Source organism: Labrys okinawensis, assembly GCF_047345005.1.
Classification (GTDB): Bacteria; Pseudomonadota; Alphaproteobacteria; order Rhizobiales; family Labraceae; genus Labrys; species Labrys okinawensis.
The window spans coordinates 2,460,080-2,476,083 of the sequence record NZ_CP178864.1 but is presented as its reverse complement, the minus strand read 5'-3'; the positions used below and the strand labels follow the sequence as shown (position 1 = coordinate 2,476,083).

Below are 16,004 nucleotides of genomic sequence, written 5' to 3'. Positions count from 1 at the left end.
CGCACAAGACGGTGCGTTGGGGAAATCACTCGACGACGGTCCAAAAATAGTCCCCGGTATAGCCAGCTTCGGCGAAGAGCTCGATCCAGCCCGCCGGATAGTCGTGGAAGCGGGCGGTCAGGACCCAGCTCTCGAAGAGGTCCTTCTGCTCCGGGGTGTGATAACTGTCAACCTGCACGAAAGCCCGGCCGCCGGAGAGACGCTGGATCTCGCGCAGTGCCCTTTCGGCATCGGTGCGATCGAAATTGTGGATCGTATTGATGCTGATGACGCAATCGAAACTATCATCGGGGAAAGGAAGCGAATCGCCGGAACCCAGATGAAGGCGGCCGACCACCTCCTTCTCGCAATGGGTGAGCGCATAGTGGGAAATATCGAGCCCGAAAGCCTCCAGGCCAGGACAGGCGATCATCAGGTCCTTGACCAGAAAGCCCTTGGCGCAACCGACGTCGAGCACGCGCATGCCGGGTTTCAGGCCAAAATGGTCGATGATGTCGCGAGCTACCGGCACCCAGCGCCCATCATAACGATAACCGCCATAGCCGAAGCTGCGCGGCCCGTCGAAATAAAGCTCCCCATATTCGCGCGCAGCCGCGATGACATCCGGCGTCTTGGCTTCGCCACGCAGGGTGATGTTGCGCTTGGTTCGCGGCAGTGATCCCAACAGATTGATTTCAGCCATGCCCTTCCGCCTGCTCCTGAACGCGGCGGATGCCCGCCGGCAGCTTCACATATTCGAAACCGGGAAAGGCTGCGCGAGTGCCGGCAATGTCGAATGGTCGGTAGCCATTATGCGGCATCGGCCCGCTGCGAGGCGTTTCCTTGATGGCGCTCGCGGACGAAGCCGCGGCGATGGCAAGATCGGCGATAGTCCGGAATGAATGGACCTCTCCCGTCGCCACATTGAGCGCGCCAGTGGAGCGATGCATGAGCACACGCAGCACGATCTCGGCGACATCCTCGATCAGGACGTGGTCGCGTCGTTCTTCGCCCGCTCCGAAGAGCACGATATCCTCGCCGGCATTGGCGAGCCTGCGGAATCGGTTGGGACCGTAGCCGTTATGTGGATCGCTCGCGCCGTAGATCAGGGTAGGGCGCAGGATTGCCAGCGGCGACTTGATCTCGCTGCGAAAGGCGATCTCGCGTGCCAGATGCATAGCGCCGTGATAGCTGGCTGGAGCCGTCGGCGCATTCTCGGTCAGTGGGACCGGCTCGTCTCCATACACGGCATCCGAACTGATATTGATGACGTGCGCTACGGGTATGGCATCGAGCGCAGTGATAATTGCACGTGTGATCGCCAGATTCTCGATGAGCATATCGAGATTGCGGCACGGCGCCTTGGCTGTGGCTGCGACCACAGCGTCGCTTGCCCGCAGTGATCGCGCGAGTATCTGCCCCGCGCCGGGAGCAGAAAGGTCGATATCGGACCTTGCAAGTCCAAGCACGCCGATGCCGGCTGCTTCTGCCGCCTGCTTAACGGCGCCGCCAACAAAGCCCCCCGCTCCAATGACAACGACGCGTTCTGGCCGAACCGGCGCGGAAAGAAGATGGTGCAGCATCAGTTGCTCCCGGCAATCGGCTCATGTGGCAGCCCGAGCGAATAGTAATCCAGGCCGGCGGTCCTTGCTTTGCGCCGATCAAGCACACCATAGGGATCCAGCACGATGCGGCCGCTCAGGGCCTTGGCAATATCCGCCGGCGATATCGCGCCATATTGAGGCCAGGGCGTCATGATCATCAGGGCATCGGCGCCTGGCAAAGCCTGAAGCGGGTCATCGACGCCGGTCGCATGGGGATGGGCCGCTGCACTGGCCGGAACGACGGGATCGTGAACGACGAAGCGTGTATCGGGTAGACGGGAGAGGGTCGCCAAGGAGGGGGAATTCTTGGTCGAGTGGGTGTTTTCCTTGTATGCAAGTCCCCAAACCGCGACTGTCGCGCCAAGCTTCCTCGACAACAGCACCCTGCGAATTTCGGCGGCTGCCCAATCTCGCCGATGCCCACTGTTGGTGAGCCAGGCCCGCACGACGTCGCTGTTGGTACCGTGCCTCTCCGAGAGCTGCATAACGGTGGCAAGGTCGCGCTCCAGATTGCCACCTGCGATCCCGAGCCCTGGCGCCAGATAGGCCTGCGAACCAATGCGCGCATCCAGTTTGAGTGCCGGCACGATCTCCGACCAGTCCGCGCCGATCGCCTCGCACAGTTCCGAGAGGGTATTGGCGACGCTGATCGAGGAAACCAGGCAACAATTGATGGCAATCTTGGCCAATTCCGCGCTCTCGTAGCGCATTGGAAGCAATGGACATCCAAATGCCGCCAGAAGCGCATTGAAACGTGCGTCAATGGGTGCCGAAGGATCGGCGCAGCCGATGATTGTGCGCTCAGGATGCATCGCACGGGCGACGGCGCGGCCAAAGACCAGGGTTTCGACCTGATAGTAAAGTCGGCCAGGCGCCACACTGCCGATAGCCCGGGTGAACCCCGGCGGGACCTGACACAGGATCACCAGCAGCGCATCCGGCTTCAGGGCGCCGACCACTCCCTCTATCAGGGCCCTGATCGGACCAAGGTCGCTCCGCCCGGCATCATCGGTCGGTACATCAGTCGCGATATAGACCAGGTCGCAGACAGCAAGGCTGCCGAGATCGCTAGAGAAGACCAGCCGCTCGGTATTTTCCGCTAAAAGATCATCGAGCCCCGGCTCTATCACCGGAAGTTGCCCTTTTGTAAGCCCTCCTATCAGCTCCGTATCGGGCGAATAACAGACTGTCCGGAACCCTCTAGCGGCCACTGAAGCCGCCGAGACGATCCCCAGATGCGTCATGCCGGCAAAACCCACGACGGGCCGGTCTTGCGCCGAAACGGAGGTCTTCATCGGAGCCCGTCCACCCTGCTCGTAATTCCGATGGCGGCACGGCTTAGCCTGCCCAGACATTCCTGCAGCCAGATATCGTTGGAAAGATCAGTGGGTAGCCCCGCCCCGCAGAGCTGTTTGAAATAGGCATATTCGGTGGCCCATGTGGGATCCTCCTGTACCAGGGTCGTGGCTTCCTCAGGCGGCCGGCCGCTGGGACGAACGCGCTTGCGATGGGTGAAGGTCGACGGCCCCCATTTGCAAAGGGATTCGATATGGGCGCTGCCGTTCTCTGCGAAAACGTCGCATGTGAAGTGATTTCGCCAGGATAGCAGGGTCATCTCGAGTTCGATCCGGCATGAGCCTTTCTCATTGCCGATGACAACGTGGTCCGGCGCTCGATTTTCGAAGCGATTGACCGAAACGATCTCGAAATGATCGTCGATCCCACCGAACCAGAAACGGCAGGTATCGAGCAGATGCGAACCAAGGTCCGGCAATACGCCTGCGCCCTCGTCGCGCCATTGCGATTCCCGAACCAGTTGGGCCGTCCCGTTTCCATAGAACATCCGGCAAGAATAGATCCGTCCAAGCACCCCTGAGGCGATAAGGTCGTGCATCCGCAAGAAATGCGGCTCGAAACGATGATTATAGGCCGTGTAGCAAACGGCGCCCGTGTGTCGGGCCAAGGCTTGCAATTGAGCTATCTGATCACTGCTGCCGGTCCAGAGCGGCTTTTCGACCAGGACATGCTTGCCGTTGGCAAACAGATACGTCAGCAACTCGAATTTCGGTTCGTCGGGAACGCAGCACAAAGCCGCATCGAAGCTATCGAGCGGGACTTCACCTATCGTGCGAAAATCAGCCGAGGAGTTGAGGGGGTCGACGCTGGCGACATAGTCGTCGCCGGCAAACCGCCGTCGTTTATGTCCCTGAACGCCCAAGCCGACGACGATCGACCTCATGACGCATAGTTCATCTGTTTTTCGACGGCATCCAGGCGTGCGTGGACGTGATCGGGTGTGATCGGAACATTGCCGTCGAATTCGCATTCGCAACCGGCCGCCATGCTGCCTAGGATCGCCGCCTGCGTCTCATCCTTGCCGGCCAGCATGGCCAGTGTCGAATAAGCCAGAAGCGCGTCGCCGGCTCCGACGGGATCGACGAGATTCTCGACGAAACTGTCGATCACGAAGAAGCTGTCCAGGGACTCATGATCGGTGCTGTTGCAGGTCAAAACGCCACGCTCGCCGAGCTTCAGAATTAGGAGCTTGCACCGGGCCTGATCATAAAGCTGCGAAGCAAGTGGACGAATGCCCGAGTCCTGGTCCGCCAGCGCAAACCTGGCCTCGCGCTCGTTGGGGGTGATCAGGTCGAAGCCCTTGAACTCGGTGATGTTGCCCCAGCGGCTGGCAACCTGACTGTCGGCGACCCGGTATGCGCCTTCCGGAATAGCGTCGATAAAGGAGGGAATGGTACGGCGATTGAAGATGCCGTGACGAAAATCGGCATAGATCACGCCATCGGCCGCGGTGTTTCGCACCGTGCTCGTCATGGCGGCGAGAATCCCATCGGAAATGGAGCTGTTGTCGAGCGTATCGATCTTCAACAGTCGGTAGCCGCCAACGACCACGGCGTTCTTGTTCACCGTCGGCCGCCCCTTGTCGATCGTCGCCTTCACATCGATGCCGGCTCCCCGCAGATCGTCTATGACGAAATCACGATAGGAATCATTGCCCAGCACGGTGGAAAAGGTGACATGCGCCCCGGCCGCCCGGCAGTGCTTGGCCACGATGCCCGCACCGCCGACATAGTCCGTCCTGCTTTCGAACAGCACGGACATGGTTGGCGTCTTGGTCTGGCCGCCGATCATGGTGCAATTGGTGTAGCTATCCACGATGGTGTCGCCCACCACATGCAGCCGGTGACCTGCAAGCGCATCGAGCGTGCGCCTCAGATCGTCGAACGTGGTTCCCTGGCGCTCCATGAAGATCTGGAGTTTCTCAAGCTTCAGATCGGGCGCCTTGAGATTGATCAGCTTGGAGGACGAATAGACGATATCGCCCGGCGTGAAGATGATGTCGCCGCCATAGGAGCGCAGCACTTCGGCTTCTTCCGCGGTCTTGGGGGGCAGCCCATTGGCCGTATATTCGTAGCCCTTGGCCAGGAAATCCGGTTGGATGATGCGGATATTTTCGATCGGCGTGGCATTGGGATCAATGACGACGTAATCGATCAATTCGAAGGCGGCCAGATTGAGGGCCCGCAGATCCTGCGGCACGTGGGGCCGATGCAGCCCCTTGGTGATATGGCGGTCCGCCGTAACGCTCGCGATCAGGATGTCGGCCTTGCCCTTCGCATAGATCAGATGGCGCAGATGTCCGGGGTGCACCACATCGAATACGCCGTGACACATGATGGCGCGCTTGGCGCGCGGCATCGGTCCCAGGATATCCCGCAGTTGTTCGGGCGTCTTGATCTTGTGAGCATAACGGTCGCTCAGGGACTCTAACATCAGGCCTCCCTCGTGGCCCTCGGGCCGAGATACTCAAACCAGGTCTTGGTTGCGCCGGCGATTGATTCCGGATCCCAAAGAGGCGCATCTTTCCACAAGTGGATCTGCTGCATCATGCGAGGCACGCCCTGCTCAAAGGCAACCTCGGGACGCCATCCGAGCATCGTGGTGATCTTGGTGATGTCGGCATAGGTGCAATCGGGCTCGCCGGGACGCCTGGGAACATAGACCACATCACCGCCGAGCAGACTGACGAGATGGTTGATCGATTTGGGATTGCCAGCGCCGATATTGAAGCGTTCGCCTACGATGTCTGTCTCGGCCGCCGCAAGAAAGGCAGTAGCAACATCGGTTACATAGATGAAATCTCGTGACTGTGTACCGTCGCCGACCACCGTATAGGGCTTGCCTGCGAGCTTCTGACGGAAGAACACCCCAAAAACGGCGCCATATGCACCCGTGGTGCGCACGCGTGTGCCATAGGCGTTGAAGATGCAGACGCTGTTGACCGGCAGGCCATAGACCCTGTGCCAATGAAACACGGCCTGCTCGCCCTGATACTTTGAGAGGGCGTAGGGGTACTGCGGATCGATGGGATGATCTTCCCGCGTTGGCGTTGCCGCCAGCCCGTAGCACGAGGACGAGGCTGCGTAGACCAGCTTGCCAATCTTGGCCGCCCGCGCGCACTCCAGCACACGCACCGTACCCTGGACGTTGATGTCCATATAATCGAGCGGCCGCTCGATCGACGGCACGATGTCGCCAATGCCGGCGAAATGAAAGACGTGGCGAGCCCCCTCGAACAAGGCGTTCCCAGGCACAAGCGAACGGATGTCGATCCGATGGCTCGAAAGATCCGGGTTACCCGCGTGATGCGCGAGATTGGCCGCGTGACCGCCGGACAGGTCATCGATCACCCGCACGCGATAGCCCCGCTCCAGCAGGAGGTCGACCATATGGCTGCCGATGAAGCCGGCGCCGCCTGTCACGACGGCAATAGGCTTGTCGCTCATGCCGCTTTCAACCGCTGAAGCCGCTTCACGTTGAAATAGGCATCGTCACCGAAACTGTCGGGCAGCGCACCTCGGCGGAAGGCCTGGCACAATTCGCGAACCGCATCTTCCACCGTATAGTGCGGCGTAAAGTCAAGCACCCGGCTGACCTTGCCGGAATTGATGTGGTAGGAGCGGATATCGTCGCTTGGCGTGGTGACGATCTCAAGATCGCCGCGCTCGGGATATTCCTCCAGCACCACTTTCTTCACCAGGTTGGCGATCTGCATCAGGGACAGGTTCTGGTAGCCGACATTGAAGATATCGCCCTGGATCTTTTCTGCGGGCGCTTCGAGGAACATTTCGACAGCGTCCACATAATCCTGGATATGCAGATTGGGTCGCAACTGGGAGCCACCGAATACCGTGATCCTGTTCTTGTTCACCGCGTGGTTGGTGAGGATGTTGACCGACAAATCAAGCCGCTGGCGCGGTGCGTAACCGCAGACGGTGGCGGGGCGAAACGTGACGCCGACGAAGTCGTCGTCGATATGCTTGTTCAGCAACGGTTCGCACATGCCCTTGTATTTGTTGTACAGGGTCAACGGAACCAGCGGATGGTCCTCGGTCACGTCGGGCTGATCGGAGACGCCATAGACCGAGGATGAGGATGCGTAGATAAAACGGCGGACACCCGCGTTCTTCGCCGCGAGGACCATCGGTTCGAATGCATCCAGGTTGACCGAGGTCGAGAGCCGCTCGTCGAGTTCAAAGCTCGCATCGTTAGAGATACAAGCAAGGCTCACAAAGGCATCATGTCCGGCAACCGCAGCCGCCAGCTTCGCGGTGTCGCGAATGTCGCCCTGGAGAATGGTCAGGTTGGGATCGTCCTTCGGCAGGAACTCATACCCGAAATACATGATATCATAAACGGTAACCTTGTATCCGGAGGCCAGAAGTTGCGGCACAAGGCGGCTGCCGCAATAACCGGCGCCTCCAGTCAGGAAGATGCGATCGAATTGTCTTGCCATGGATATTCTTCCTCATCTCTACACAGGGTCGGTTTGCCGGGCAGGTTGTTCGGCAATTGCCGCTGTCGAAATCTCGAAACCGGAAGCAGCAGCGTCACGATGGAACATCTGAACGGTTTCGAGTGAATAATCGTCCAGATTCTTGCCGACTAACACCAGTTTAGCAAGAATGTCCGATGTCGCTGTAATGATGTCGCAGCCGGCTTCTTCAGCGTGGAAAATGTTGAGAAGCTCCCGCGGGCTTGCCCAGAGCAATTCAGCCTTGGGCCTACTATGGAGAGCGGCGCGGCAGGCTTTCATGTGGGGAATGGGATCGATCCCGGTGTCGGCAACCCGCCCCGCAAACACGGAGACAATACTTGAAGTTTGGGGCGCCAATGCCTCGGCAACCTGAGCGACCTGCTCTACTGTCATGATCGCAGTTATGTTGAGGACAACCCCGTCACTGGAAAGTCGATGGATAACGGGCCCGGTGAAAACACCTTGCGTGTTTGTCACAGGAATCTTGACGTTTACATGCGCGCCCCAGGCCGCGATGACACGAGCCTGTGCTTCCATGCCATCGAGGTCATCGGCAAAAACTTCAAAGGATACTGGACGATCCGGAATAGCGGCTACAACCTGGCGAGCGAACGCCGTATAGTCCGTAATTCCTGCTTTGCGCATCAACGTCGGATTGGTGGTGAAACCCGCAATCGCGGGGTTCTTGTACATGGCCCTCATCTCGGCAAGATTGGCGCCATCGGCAAAGAGCTTAAGTTTGAGGCCAGGCTTCGCGTTCATCTCGTTACCGTTTCCGCTCAGGGCGCCAGGAGGCGATTGGTGGCCTCGGTAAGACTTGTTGTGATAATGTCAACGTCTTTCGGAGCTGGCTCCGCCGTGTAGCCCCAATCGATGTGAATTGTACGGCAGCCCGCGGATCGACCCGCCTCGACGTCTGACGCGCGATCGCCGATCATCACGCTAGCCGATAGGTCGATATTCATCTCACGCGCCGCTTCCAACAGAAGATAGGGCTTTGGCTTGCGGCAGAGGCATTTCTCGTCCTGCCGATGAAAGCAAACCTTTACGCTGTCCAGTGGAAGCGCGGCACACAAGCGTCGGTGCATTTCATCGACAACAGTTCGCTCCACGACACCCTTGCCGACATCGGGCTGATTTGTGACGACGACCAATAGGAATCCAGCGCGCTTGAGGCGATCAAGGCAAGCACGGGCCTCTGGATAGATCACGAAGTTTTGCAATGACGTCGGAGCAAAACTACGACCGTCGCGAAAAGTCGGGATCACCAGTACGCCGTCCCGATCAAGGAAGATCGCGGGCTTTCGCCCAGAGGCCACACTCTCCTTCACCACTTGGTCTTCCGTATCTGCAATATCGGATGAGAGACGAGGCAGTGCCATACCATCGCTTGGAATGCCTCAGAAAGCGGCGTAACGAGTTGCGGATTTACAGCCGGTACAACAACAACCAGGTCACCGTTTATGGCCGTATGCCCCCGATCGTTTCCAACTATACCGAAAACCTTGGCCCCACGTCGTTTAGCCAGATCAACCGCCTCAACGATATTCACACTGACGTTTCGGGCAACATCTCCACCGCCCACCGACAAAATGAAAACTGCGTCGTTTTCCGATAAATGGCTGACCTCCAGCCAGCCCGAAAAAATCGTGTTCCAGCCCTCGTCGTTGGCGCGGGCAGTCAATTCGGAGACGTTGTCAGCCGCAGCGTAGGCCTCGATACCGCACAATTTACGAAAATCGTTCACGGCATGGCTGCAATTGCCGGCGCTACCGCCCACACCGATGAAAAAGAGCCGCCCCTTACGCGAACGCAAAAGGTCGAGTTCGCCCGCCAGTTTCTCAATCAATGCGTGGCTCAATGACCGACTGATCGCGACCGCGTCCTCAAAGAAGGAAACGGCGTGTGAGCGCACTGTCTCGTCATTCATTGCGAACCTATCCCCTTGGTGGAAGCCGTGATTATCATCTCGTTTGAAGTCTCAATCTCACAGTTGGGTGTGCCAATTGAAGTGACCGTTTGTGGTGCTTCAGGCATGCCAAGTTCGGCGGCGTACTGGCTTAAAAACGCCTCGCCGATACGGGAGGTGGTTCCGTATGTATAATGCCGTGGCGTTAAGAGTCTGCGAAAGGCCTGCTGCAAATGCTCGGCAGCCGATGTTTCCCGGAAAACGCCATCCAGCCTGTCCAGCATTTCAAGCACAAGTTCGCGTATCTGCTCCTCGGTATTCTCTTCGACCACCCAGCCGGCCTGCCTGTATTGCTCGGCAAAACGGAAGGATGATACATCGGAGGCGAAGATTTCGGCGAGCCTCGCGTCTGAACCATCCAGGCGCTTCAATCGCTTGGGTATTGAAATATCCTTCGATCCCATACCGTAACAGGCGCCGTAGGGCGCCATGTTGGCGAGCGCGCAGGGAACACCCGATATCGTCGCAATGAGGCACAGACCAGAGGTGTTACCCAGGAAGAAACGCGCGTGTGACGCCAGATACAAATCCATCCAGTCACTTTTCAGATGCGTATCGGGATAGTTGATCAATCCGGGCCTGTCAGGCAATGAGGCCGTACCACGCTCTCCCATTCGAATACACCATCCACCGCGAGCAATAATCGCATCAACGGCGGCAAGGCAATTGGCTATATCACTATTGCGATAAATATGCAGATGCTCGTCCCCAGGCGAATACACACCATCGCGAGCATGAATACACACGAACCACCCACCAGGCGGCATACCGAGCTCTTCAAGGGCCTTTCGGCCCTTTTCGTTCAAACTTTCTGGCAACTTGAAGAGAGGAGGTCTATCTCCCCAGGACTTAACGACATCCTGATATTGCGCCGCTTCGTCGAGAGTGCAGGCCACAGAATGAAGGTCGATGCGCAACGATTCGAGGCGAACCAGGGGCTTCAGGACGGTTATCGCGATCGGATTCGAAATCAGGGTGAGATAGTTTCCCCAAACGCGCAGCAATGCGGGATTGGCAGCCTCAGAATAAGGCAGCAGAACAATAGGCCTAATCGCCGTGTATTGGCCGAGCACCTGCTGCTTGAGAAACCAATCCAGTTCGATAGCAAGATGACCAATTCTCCCAGGAATAGTAATAACGACAAAACGATATCTTGCAAGGCTCAATATAAACGCTAGAAGCCCGTAAGTTAGTGCGAAAATCGCGCGACGAACGGATCTTTTAAACGCTTTTTCCACACTGCGTTTCTTCATAAGGGGGGCTCGACTTATTCTAAAGGCTTCAGACTATCGACCTAACTAACCCACCCCTTGCGTTGGGCAGCAATAAGGCCTGATGAACGTTGATGGCAAGCACCACCATTACACTCTTGGGAAGTACGAGCCCTACGAGCGTCTCTAGAAGGCCGACGAACCGATTTTCCATCGGATGGCCCACACTCAAGCTTGAATACCTAGTGCATCGCCACCAATAGACACACATAATATATTGTTATAATTGAGCTTTTCGGGATCCAACTGGTCGGAGTGGCAGGATTTGAACCTGCGACCCCTACGTCCCGAACGTAGTGCTCTACCAGGCTGAGCCACACTCCGTATTCCAGTCGTGGGCGGCTCTATAGCGGGATCGTCAGCGAGCCGCAAGCAGGATGTGCGCTTTTTCGCGGATGATTTAAAAGGCGGATTCTTATACAGCCGCCTTGCAGCCTCCGGGCGAACCGGCTATTGACCCGCTCCGATTGGGGCGTAGCCAAGTGGTAAGGCAGCGGATTTTGATTCCGCCATTCGGAGGTTCGAACCCTCCCGCCCCAGCCAGTTTCCTCGGGGTGAGACCGCTCTGCACAGAGGGACAGGTCCAGTCCCAGCAGGCCGGCTGGCAGAAGATCCCGATGGTCTCGCGACCTCAGTTTCCAGAGGTCGCGCTTTCGCTGAACGCGGGCTCCTTGAGCAGCGCTTCGAAGTGCTCTTCTTCCAATATCTGGGGCTCCTTGCCGGGATCCCGCAAGGCCACCAGGTCGACAAGCGGGTCGGGGTGAACCCTGGCTTCTAGATAGCGGTGCACTGCCGTTCGGAGGGAAATGTCATGCCCCTCGAAACTGACCAGTTCTTCAGGATCATAGTCGAAATCAGCCGCCATGGATTCGTCTCCTGAGTGAGGATGATGGAGAGGCTGCCTGCTCAGGGAACTCGCCGGGCCTGCCGGTGTTCCCTTTCAATGGTAAGGTCGCATCTAAAATATCGACAGGTCGCCGATTTTCTCGTTGCAATGGGGGAAGTTCTCTCTCGGGACTTCTATTATGTGGCGCCGCTGACGGTTTTCGCGGGCTTGGCCTTGGTGATGGCAGGTGTCCCTGATATGCCCGCCCTTGTCGCAGGACTCAGCATCGGCTGCGGCATCGTCGCCTTCCTGGCTGTGAAGCCGGGCGAGTTCTAGGTTGCTCGGAGGTTGCCGCGTGCAACTCTTTGTCTCGCAATGGCGTGGTTGCGCGCCCGCCTTGCAGGCGCCTTTTTTGTTCGCCTACCATGCCTGGATATTTTGCGGATTGGCCCTGTCGCTGTTCCGCTCTCCTGCTATATCGCTAGCAGTGATCCGAACGCCGCAGTGGAGGTAATCATGCGCTTGATGGTGGCAGCATTCCTGGTGGGCAGCATGCTGTGCATGCCGGCTCTCGCCACCGAGAAACCAGCGCCGGTAATCCCTCCGGCGGCGGAAACCAAGCCTGAAGCGGCCAAGCCCGAGGCGCCGAAGCCTGCGGCAAAGCCCGTCCATGTCCCGGCGAACAAGCCTGTCGACTACGGCGACATGCGCTGCGGTTTCGCCGTACGGCATCGCGACGTGCTGGACAGCCAGATCATCGCATGGGCGGGCGGCTTCCTGGAGGGCTATGCCAGGGCCAACCCGGAGCATGTCAACAATGCCCGCCTGACCGAGCTCACGGATCCTTCCGTGCTGCGCACGCATATCCGCGGCTACTGCCTGAAGCACAAGGAGAAGTCGATCGAAGCGGCCCTTCTCGCGATGATGCCGCATGCATCCCACCCCACCGAGGCGCCGGCTGCGCGTCCGGCAGCACCGGCGCCACAGAAACCCACCCCTGCCAAGCCGCAGTAAGTCAGCGGCGGATGAATTGGTCGACGTAATCCGCGCCCAGCCCGTTGGTGGTGTAATGGGCGCGGCACATGTCGATCTTCGTGAACACATCCTCGAAGCCCGTCACCTTGCCCCAGGGGTCGACATAGATCATGGCGCCGGTGATGTGGAACAAAGTGATCATCTCCTGGCAATCGTCGGGCACCACCAGCGTATGCGTCTCGCCCGGCGGTTCGAAGACATAGGAGCCGGTTTCGGCCACCCAGTCATGCTCGAGATAGTGCCAGCGCCCGCGCAGCACATGGCCATGCACGGGCGCCGGATGGCGATGGCGTGAGAGCACGCCAGACTTGCGGACGCGCAGGAGGTTGACCCAGTAGCCCTGCCCCGCATGAAGGCAGAGCGGGCGAAACCAGACATTCTCCATCTGCGGCACCCAGACGCGCTCATCCTCCGGCAGCACCTGCCGCACCGCGATTTCCGGCGCGGCCTCCGCCGGCATCGGCAGCTGGTAGGGCATCTTGCTCTGGTCGAGCTTGCGGTCGGTCTCGTTGCGTTCAAGTTGGTTCATGAGCCTCATCCGATCAGATAGCCGCCGTCGACGGGCAGGATCACCCCCGTCATGAAGGCGGCGGCGGGGGAACACAGGAACATCACAGGACCGGTCAGGTCGGCGGGCTTGCCCCAGCGGCCGAGTGGCGTGCGCGCCAGGATAGGGCCGCTGCGGGCAGGATCCTCCACCAGCGCCCGGGTCAGCGGCGTCTCGATCCAGCCCGGCGCGATAGCATTGACGCGGATGCCCTCGCCGGCCCAGGCGATGGCGAGCGACTTGGTCAACTGCGCGATGCCGCCCTTGCTGGCGCTGTAGGCGGGCACCAGGCCGCCCCCGAAGAAGGACAGCATCGAGGCAAGATTGACGACGGATCCGGCGCCTGAAGCGGCAAGCAGCGGACGGCAGGCCGCACACAGCCGCATGGTGCCGTTGAGGTTGATGTCGACGACATCCTCGAACACTGCCGGATCGTGCTCGGCGCCGCGGCGAATCACACCCGCGGCATTCACGAGGATGTCGAGCCGCGTGAGGCTCGCGGCCAGCGCCGTCACCGCCGCCTCATCCCGGACATCGAGATCGACAGTCCTGATTCCCGCGGGGGCCTCACCCGGCAGGCCGGCGGCCACCACCTCGGCGCCAGCCTCGGCAAAGGCCCCGGCGATCGCCGCCCCGATGCCGCTTGTGCCGCCGCTGACGAGGACGGAATGACGGCTGAAATCGAACTGCATGCGACGTTCCACCCGATTCTCAGGGCGACGAGCACGCCCTCAAAGATCAGACAATACGGGGGCGCAGGCGTCAATGGAGGCATTGCCAAGCATGCGCCGCACGCCGGGCACAAGCAGAAACTCCAGCCAGCGCCAACAAAATACTGTGAATACTCAAGACCCCTGAGCGATCTTTCGCCGCGCTTGATGCTTGACTTACAGCTCCAACTTGCATTTACTAAGCGGTAATGAATAAAAGGCGTTTTGGCACGCTTCCAAGCGCCTGAAGGAAACGGGGAGGGAGCCATGACGTCCGCGTCAATGGCGGAGCGTGGACTGACATCCGCGCGGATCCGTCACTACCACCACCGTATCGTGCTGCAGCGCTTGCGCCGTCTGGGCGAGGCCTCGAAAGCGGACCTTGCCCGCGCCGCCAACCTCACCAATACGGCTATCGGCGAGATCGTCTCGGACTTGCAGTCCTACGGGCTGATCTCGGTGGTCGGCAAGCGCTATCACGGGCAGCGCGGCCAGCCGGCGACCCTGCTGCGCCTGGAGCCGACCGGCGCCTATGGCATCGGCGTACGCATCGATCGCAACCGCATCGAGACGGCGCTGGTGGATCTTGGCGGCAACCTCGTCGACAAGCGCTCGCATGACCATCCCCTGCCGCCGCCCCAGGAGGCGCTGGCGCTGATCGCGGCCGACGTCGCGGCTCTCCATGCCACGGCGGAAGACGCCTCACCGGGACGTGTCCTGGGTATCGGGCTGGCGCAGCCCTACAATCTCGGCGCCTGGCTCGACCGTCTCAATCTCGACATCCCGGCGCTGGCACAATGGGACAGTTTCGACTTCGCCGCCGCTTTGCAGGAAGCTGTAGGCCTCGACGTGCATGCCGAGAATGACGGTACGGCGGCGGCGATCGCCGAACTTTTCTACGGGTTCGGCCGCGAATCGGACGATTTCGTCTATTTCTTCATCGGCCCGGCCATTGGCGGGGGCGTGGTGCTGGCTGGCGACTATCGCCGTGGCGCCACCGGCAATGCCGGCGATGTCGCCGTGCTGCCAGTGCCACCCTCCCGCCTGCCCTCCACGCCGCCGCCCAAGGGGCCGTTCGACATCCTGCTGGCGCGGGCCTCGATCGCAGCCTTGATGCGCCATCTCGACTGGCACGGCCACAAGGTCTCCGGCCCGAACGATCTTCCGGCCGCCATTGCTGCCTGCCCGCAAGCGCTTGAGGAATGGATCGCCGATTGCGTGGAGGCGCTGGTCGGGCCGGTGCTATCGGCGCAGGCGCTGCTCGACGTGCCCAATGTTGTGCTGGACGGGGATCTCGGCCCCCCGATCATGAAGGAGATCGTGGCGCGGCTCGAGACTGCTCTGGTGGCAGCCATTCCGGAAGCCCGCAGCGCTCCGACCTTGCGGCTCGGCACCTTCGGCTCCACCGCCCACGCCCTCGGGGCGGCCACCCTGCCGCTGTTCATCGACTTCGCACCCCGGGCGACCGTCTCGGCAAGCGCAAGGCCGATCGCGTCGCTGGGAGAAACACGGGCCTGAGCGATAGCCTTCAAGGAAACGGCCGGCCTGTTGGGGCCGGCCGTGGATTGGCAAACAGGCCTTACGACCGTTCCCGGAGAGGGCTCAGCCGCGCAGCTTCTTCAGGCCGGTCCAGCTCAGACCGATCAGGGCGGCGGCGAGCGCGACCTTGATCAGGTCAGCGAGAAGGAAGGGAGCGACGCCGCCAAGCCAGGCGCGCTCATAGCCGATGCCGCCCCAGGCGCCGCTTGCAAGCTGGGCAACGAAGGCAAGCCAGGCAAAGCCGATCGCCAGCACGAGGATGTCGCCGGCCAGCATGGCAGCGAAGAGCGGCAGGACGCGATTCCCGACCCGCTCGGCGACGGAGCCGACGATCCAGGCCGCAACCGGATATGCCAGCAGATAGCCGCCGGTGGTGCCGAGGAAATAGAGCGGCCCATATCCCACGCCGGCGAAGACGGGCAGCACGAGGCCCGTGGCGAGATAGGCAAGCACCGTCGCCGTGCCCAGACGCGCACCGAAGGCAGCGCCGATCAGCGGCACGGCCAGGGTCTGCAACGTCACGGGCACCGGCCAGAACGGCACCTGTACCTTGGCCGAAATCGCCAGGAGGGCCACGCCCGCCAGCACTAGCAGGACATTACGGACCAGCGGATTGGCCTTTGCCGGCCACAAGGCGCCTGCCAGGGTTGAAGTCGTGGGTTGCGCAGCGCTCATCTCAATCTCCAGAACA

18 protein-coding genes and 2 tRNA genes are annotated in these 16,004 nt (G+C 60.2%); 4 read left to right on the top strand and 16 right to left on the bottom strand.

Annotation, left to right across the window (positions count from 1 at the left end; translation table 11 throughout):
* Nucleotides 1–25: 25 nt before the first annotated feature.
* The 12 genes from ACMDCR_RS11695 to ACMDCR_RS11640 all read right to left on the bottom strand — a co-directional run bounded on the left by ACMDCR_RS11695 (nucleotide 26) and on the right by ACMDCR_RS11640 (nucleotide 10,980).
* On the bottom strand, nucleotides 26–682 hold the full coding sequence (locus ACMDCR_RS11695; protein WP_413992692.1) for a class I SAM-dependent methyltransferase: 657 nt from the start codon (nucleotides 680–682) through the stop codon (nucleotides 26–28).
* Entirely contained in the window at nucleotides 675–1,562 is an 888-nt protein-coding gene (locus tag ACMDCR_RS11690) for an NAD-dependent epimerase/dehydratase family protein (protein WP_413992691.1), read from the bottom strand. Before ACMDCR_RS11690 ends, ACMDCR_RS11695 begins: the two co-directional genes overlap by 8 nt.
* Nucleotides 1,562–2,878, bottom strand: a complete 1,317-nt coding sequence (locus tag ACMDCR_RS11685) for a nucleotide sugar dehydrogenase (RefSeq protein WP_413992690.1) — start codon at nucleotides 2,876–2,878, stop codon at nucleotides 1,562–1,564. The genes ACMDCR_RS11690 and ACMDCR_RS11685 overlap by 1 nt, the downstream gene beginning before the upstream one ends.
* Complete coding sequence (locus tag ACMDCR_RS11680) at nucleotides 2,875–3,822, bottom strand: Gfo/Idh/MocA family protein (RefSeq protein ID WP_413992689.1); 948 nt, start codon at nucleotides 3,820–3,822, stop codon at nucleotides 2,875–2,877. Before ACMDCR_RS11680 ends, ACMDCR_RS11685 begins: the two co-directional genes overlap by 4 nt.
* Complete coding sequence (locus ACMDCR_RS11675) at nucleotides 3,819–5,372, bottom strand: PfkB family carbohydrate kinase (protein WP_413992688.1); 1,554 nt, start codon at nucleotides 5,370–5,372, stop codon at nucleotides 3,819–3,821. The genes ACMDCR_RS11680 and ACMDCR_RS11675 overlap by 4 nt, the downstream gene beginning before the upstream one ends.
* A complete protein-coding gene (locus ACMDCR_RS11670; RefSeq protein ID WP_413992687.1) occupies nucleotides 5,372–6,385 on the bottom strand; it encodes an NAD-dependent epimerase/dehydratase family protein in 1,014 nt (337 codons plus the stop codon). Before ACMDCR_RS11670 ends, ACMDCR_RS11675 begins: the two co-directional genes overlap by 1 nt.
* Nucleotides 6,382–7,332, bottom strand: coding sequence for an NAD-dependent epimerase/dehydratase family protein (locus ACMDCR_RS11665; RefSeq protein WP_413992686.1), 951 nt, complete (start codon nucleotides 7,330–7,332; stop codon nucleotides 6,382–6,384). The genes ACMDCR_RS11670 and ACMDCR_RS11665 overlap by 4 nt, the downstream gene beginning before the upstream one ends.
* A gap of 81 nt (nucleotides 7,333–7,413) precedes the next feature.
* The gene (locus ACMDCR_RS11660) at nucleotides 7,414–8,178 is read right to left on the bottom strand and encodes a transaldolase (protein ID WP_413992685.1); all 765 of its coding nucleotides are present in this window, start codon (nucleotides 8,176–8,178) and stop codon (nucleotides 7,414–7,416) included.
* Between the two features lie 17 nt (nucleotides 8,179–8,195).
* Entirely contained in the window at nucleotides 8,196–8,750 is a 555-nt protein-coding gene (locus ACMDCR_RS11655) for a D-glycero-alpha-D-manno-heptose-1,7-bisphosphate 7-phosphatase (protein ID WP_413992684.1), read from the bottom strand.
* On the bottom strand, nucleotides 8,744–9,346 hold the full coding sequence (locus ACMDCR_RS11650) for an SIS domain-containing protein (protein WP_413992683.1): 603 nt from the start codon (nucleotides 9,344–9,346) through the stop codon (nucleotides 8,744–8,746). Before ACMDCR_RS11650 ends, ACMDCR_RS11655 begins: the two co-directional genes overlap by 7 nt.
* A complete protein-coding gene (locus ACMDCR_RS11645) occupies nucleotides 9,343–10,638 on the bottom strand; it encodes a TIGR04372 family glycosyltransferase (RefSeq protein ID WP_413992682.1) in 1,296 nt (431 codons plus the stop codon). Before ACMDCR_RS11645 ends, ACMDCR_RS11650 begins: the two co-directional genes overlap by 4 nt.
* A 265-nt stretch (nucleotides 10,639–10,903) precedes the next feature.
* Nucleotides 10,904–10,980 (bottom strand) — tRNA-Pro (locus ACMDCR_RS11640).
* A 144-nt stretch (nucleotides 10,981–11,124) separates the two neighbouring features.
* Here ACMDCR_RS11640 and ACMDCR_RS11635 point away from each other — a divergent pair.
* Nucleotides 11,125–11,199, top strand: a tRNA-Gln gene (locus ACMDCR_RS11635).
* Nucleotides 11,200–11,287: 88 nt separating this feature from the next.
* Here the strand turns inward: ACMDCR_RS11635 and ACMDCR_RS11630 are convergent.
* Nucleotides 11,288–11,521, bottom strand: coding sequence for a hypothetical protein (locus tag ACMDCR_RS11630; RefSeq protein ID WP_413992681.1), 234 nt, complete (start codon nucleotides 11,519–11,521; stop codon nucleotides 11,288–11,290).
* A gap of 129 nt (nucleotides 11,522–11,650) precedes the next feature.
* Here ACMDCR_RS11630 and ACMDCR_RS11625 point away from each other — a divergent pair, with 129 nt between their 5' ends.
* Together ACMDCR_RS11625 and ACMDCR_RS11620 are read left to right on the top strand one after the other, a co-directional pair.
* Nucleotides 11,651–11,818 carry a hypothetical protein gene (locus tag ACMDCR_RS11625; protein ID WP_413992680.1) on the top strand — a complete coding sequence of 56 codons (168 nt, stop codon included), beginning with the start codon at nucleotides 11,651–11,653 and terminating at the stop codon, nucleotides 11,816–11,818.
* A gap of 180 nt (nucleotides 11,819–11,998) precedes the next feature.
* Nucleotides 11,999–12,496: an SPOR domain-containing protein gene (locus tag ACMDCR_RS11620; protein WP_413992679.1), complete on the top strand. Its 498-nt coding sequence runs from the start codon at nucleotides 11,999–12,001 to the stop codon at nucleotides 12,494–12,496.
* A 1-nt stretch (nucleotide 12,497) separates the two neighbouring features.
* Here the strand turns inward: ACMDCR_RS11620 and ACMDCR_RS11615 are convergent, their stop codons facing one another.
* Together ACMDCR_RS11615 and ACMDCR_RS11610 are read right to left on the bottom strand one after the other, a co-directional pair.
* Nucleotides 12,498–13,046: a 2,4'-dihydroxyacetophenone dioxygenase family protein gene (locus ACMDCR_RS11615; protein WP_413992678.1), complete on the bottom strand. Its 549-nt coding sequence runs from the start codon at nucleotides 13,044–13,046 to the stop codon at nucleotides 12,498–12,500.
* 5 nt (nucleotides 13,047–13,051) lie between these two features.
* Nucleotides 13,052–13,756, bottom strand: coding sequence for an SDR family NAD(P)-dependent oxidoreductase (locus ACMDCR_RS11610; protein WP_413992677.1), 705 nt, complete (start codon nucleotides 13,754–13,756; stop codon nucleotides 13,052–13,054).
* 285 nt (nucleotides 13,757–14,041) lie between these two features.
* Between ACMDCR_RS11610 and ACMDCR_RS11605 the strand changes: the two genes are divergently transcribed.
* Nucleotides 14,042–15,292 carry an ROK family protein gene (locus tag ACMDCR_RS11605; RefSeq protein WP_413992676.1) on the top strand — a complete coding sequence of 417 codons (1,251 nt, stop codon included), beginning with the start codon at nucleotides 14,042–14,044 and terminating at the stop codon, nucleotides 15,290–15,292.
* An 84-nt stretch (nucleotides 15,293–15,376) separates the two neighbouring features.
* On the opposite strand, the gene ACMDCR_RS11600 is transcribed toward ACMDCR_RS11605, so the two are convergent.
* Nucleotides 15,377–15,988, bottom strand: coding sequence for a biotin transporter BioY (locus ACMDCR_RS11600; protein ID WP_413992675.1), 612 nt, complete (start codon nucleotides 15,986–15,988; stop codon nucleotides 15,377–15,379).
* Nucleotides 15,989–16,004: the final 16 nt, after the last annotated feature.

Bases quoted from the DNA above. Each gene is read 5' to 3' on its own strand.
- ACMDCR_RS11695 (WP_413992692.1), bottom strand. From the start codon at position 682: ATGGCTGAAATCAATCTGTTGGGATCACTGCCGCGAACCAAGCGCAAC.
- ACMDCR_RS11690 (WP_413992691.1), bottom strand. From the start codon at position 1,562: ATGCTGCACCATCTTCTTTCCGCGCCGGTTCGGCCAGAACGCGTCGTT.
- ACMDCR_RS11685 (WP_413992690.1), bottom strand. From the start codon at position 2,878: ATGAAGACCTCCGTTTCGGCGCAAGACCGGCCCGTCGTGGGTTTTGCC.
- ACMDCR_RS11680 (WP_413992689.1), bottom strand. From the start codon at position 3,822: ATGAGGTCGATCGTCGTCGGCTTGGGCGTTCAGGGACATAAACGACGG.
- ACMDCR_RS11675 (WP_413992688.1), bottom strand. From the start codon at position 5,372: ATGTTAGAGTCCCTGAGCGACCGTTATGCTCACAAGATCAAGACGCCC.
- ACMDCR_RS11670 (WP_413992687.1), bottom strand. From the start codon at position 6,385: ATGAGCGACAAGCCTATTGCCGTCGTGACAGGCGGCGCCGGCTTCATC.
- ACMDCR_RS11660 (WP_413992685.1), bottom strand. From the start codon at position 8,178: ATGAACGCGAAGCCTGGCCTCAAACTTAAGCTCTTTGCCGATGGCGCC.
- ACMDCR_RS11650 (WP_413992683.1), bottom strand. From the start codon at position 9,346: ATGAATGACGAGACAGTGCGCTCACACGCCGTTTCCTTCTTTGAGGAC.
- ACMDCR_RS11645 (WP_413992682.1), bottom strand. From the start codon at position 10,638: ATGAAGAAACGCAGTGTGGAAAAAGCGTTTAAAAGATCCGTTCGTCGC.
- ACMDCR_RS11630 (WP_413992681.1), bottom strand. From the start codon at position 11,521: ATGGCGGCTGATTTCGACTATGATCCTGAAGAACTGGTCAGTTTCGAG.
- ACMDCR_RS11625 (WP_413992680.1), top strand. From the start codon at position 11,651: ATGGGGGAAGTTCTCTCTCGGGACTTCTATTATGTGGCGCCGCTGACG.
- ACMDCR_RS11620 (WP_413992679.1), top strand. From the start codon at position 11,999: ATGCGCTTGATGGTGGCAGCATTCCTGGTGGGCAGCATGCTGTGCATG.
- ACMDCR_RS11615 (WP_413992678.1), bottom strand. From the start codon at position 13,046: ATGAACCAACTTGAACGCAACGAGACCGACCGCAAGCTCGACCAGAGC.
- ACMDCR_RS11610 (WP_413992677.1), bottom strand. From the start codon at position 13,756: ATGCAGTTCGATTTCAGCCGTCATTCCGTCCTCGTCAGCGGCGGCACA.
- ACMDCR_RS11605 (WP_413992676.1), top strand. From the start codon at position 14,042: ATGACGTCCGCGTCAATGGCGGAGCGTGGACTGACATCCGCGCGGATC.
- ACMDCR_RS11600 (WP_413992675.1), bottom strand. From the start codon at position 15,988: ATGAGCGCTGCGCAACCCACGACTTCAACCCTGGCAGGCGCCTTGTGG.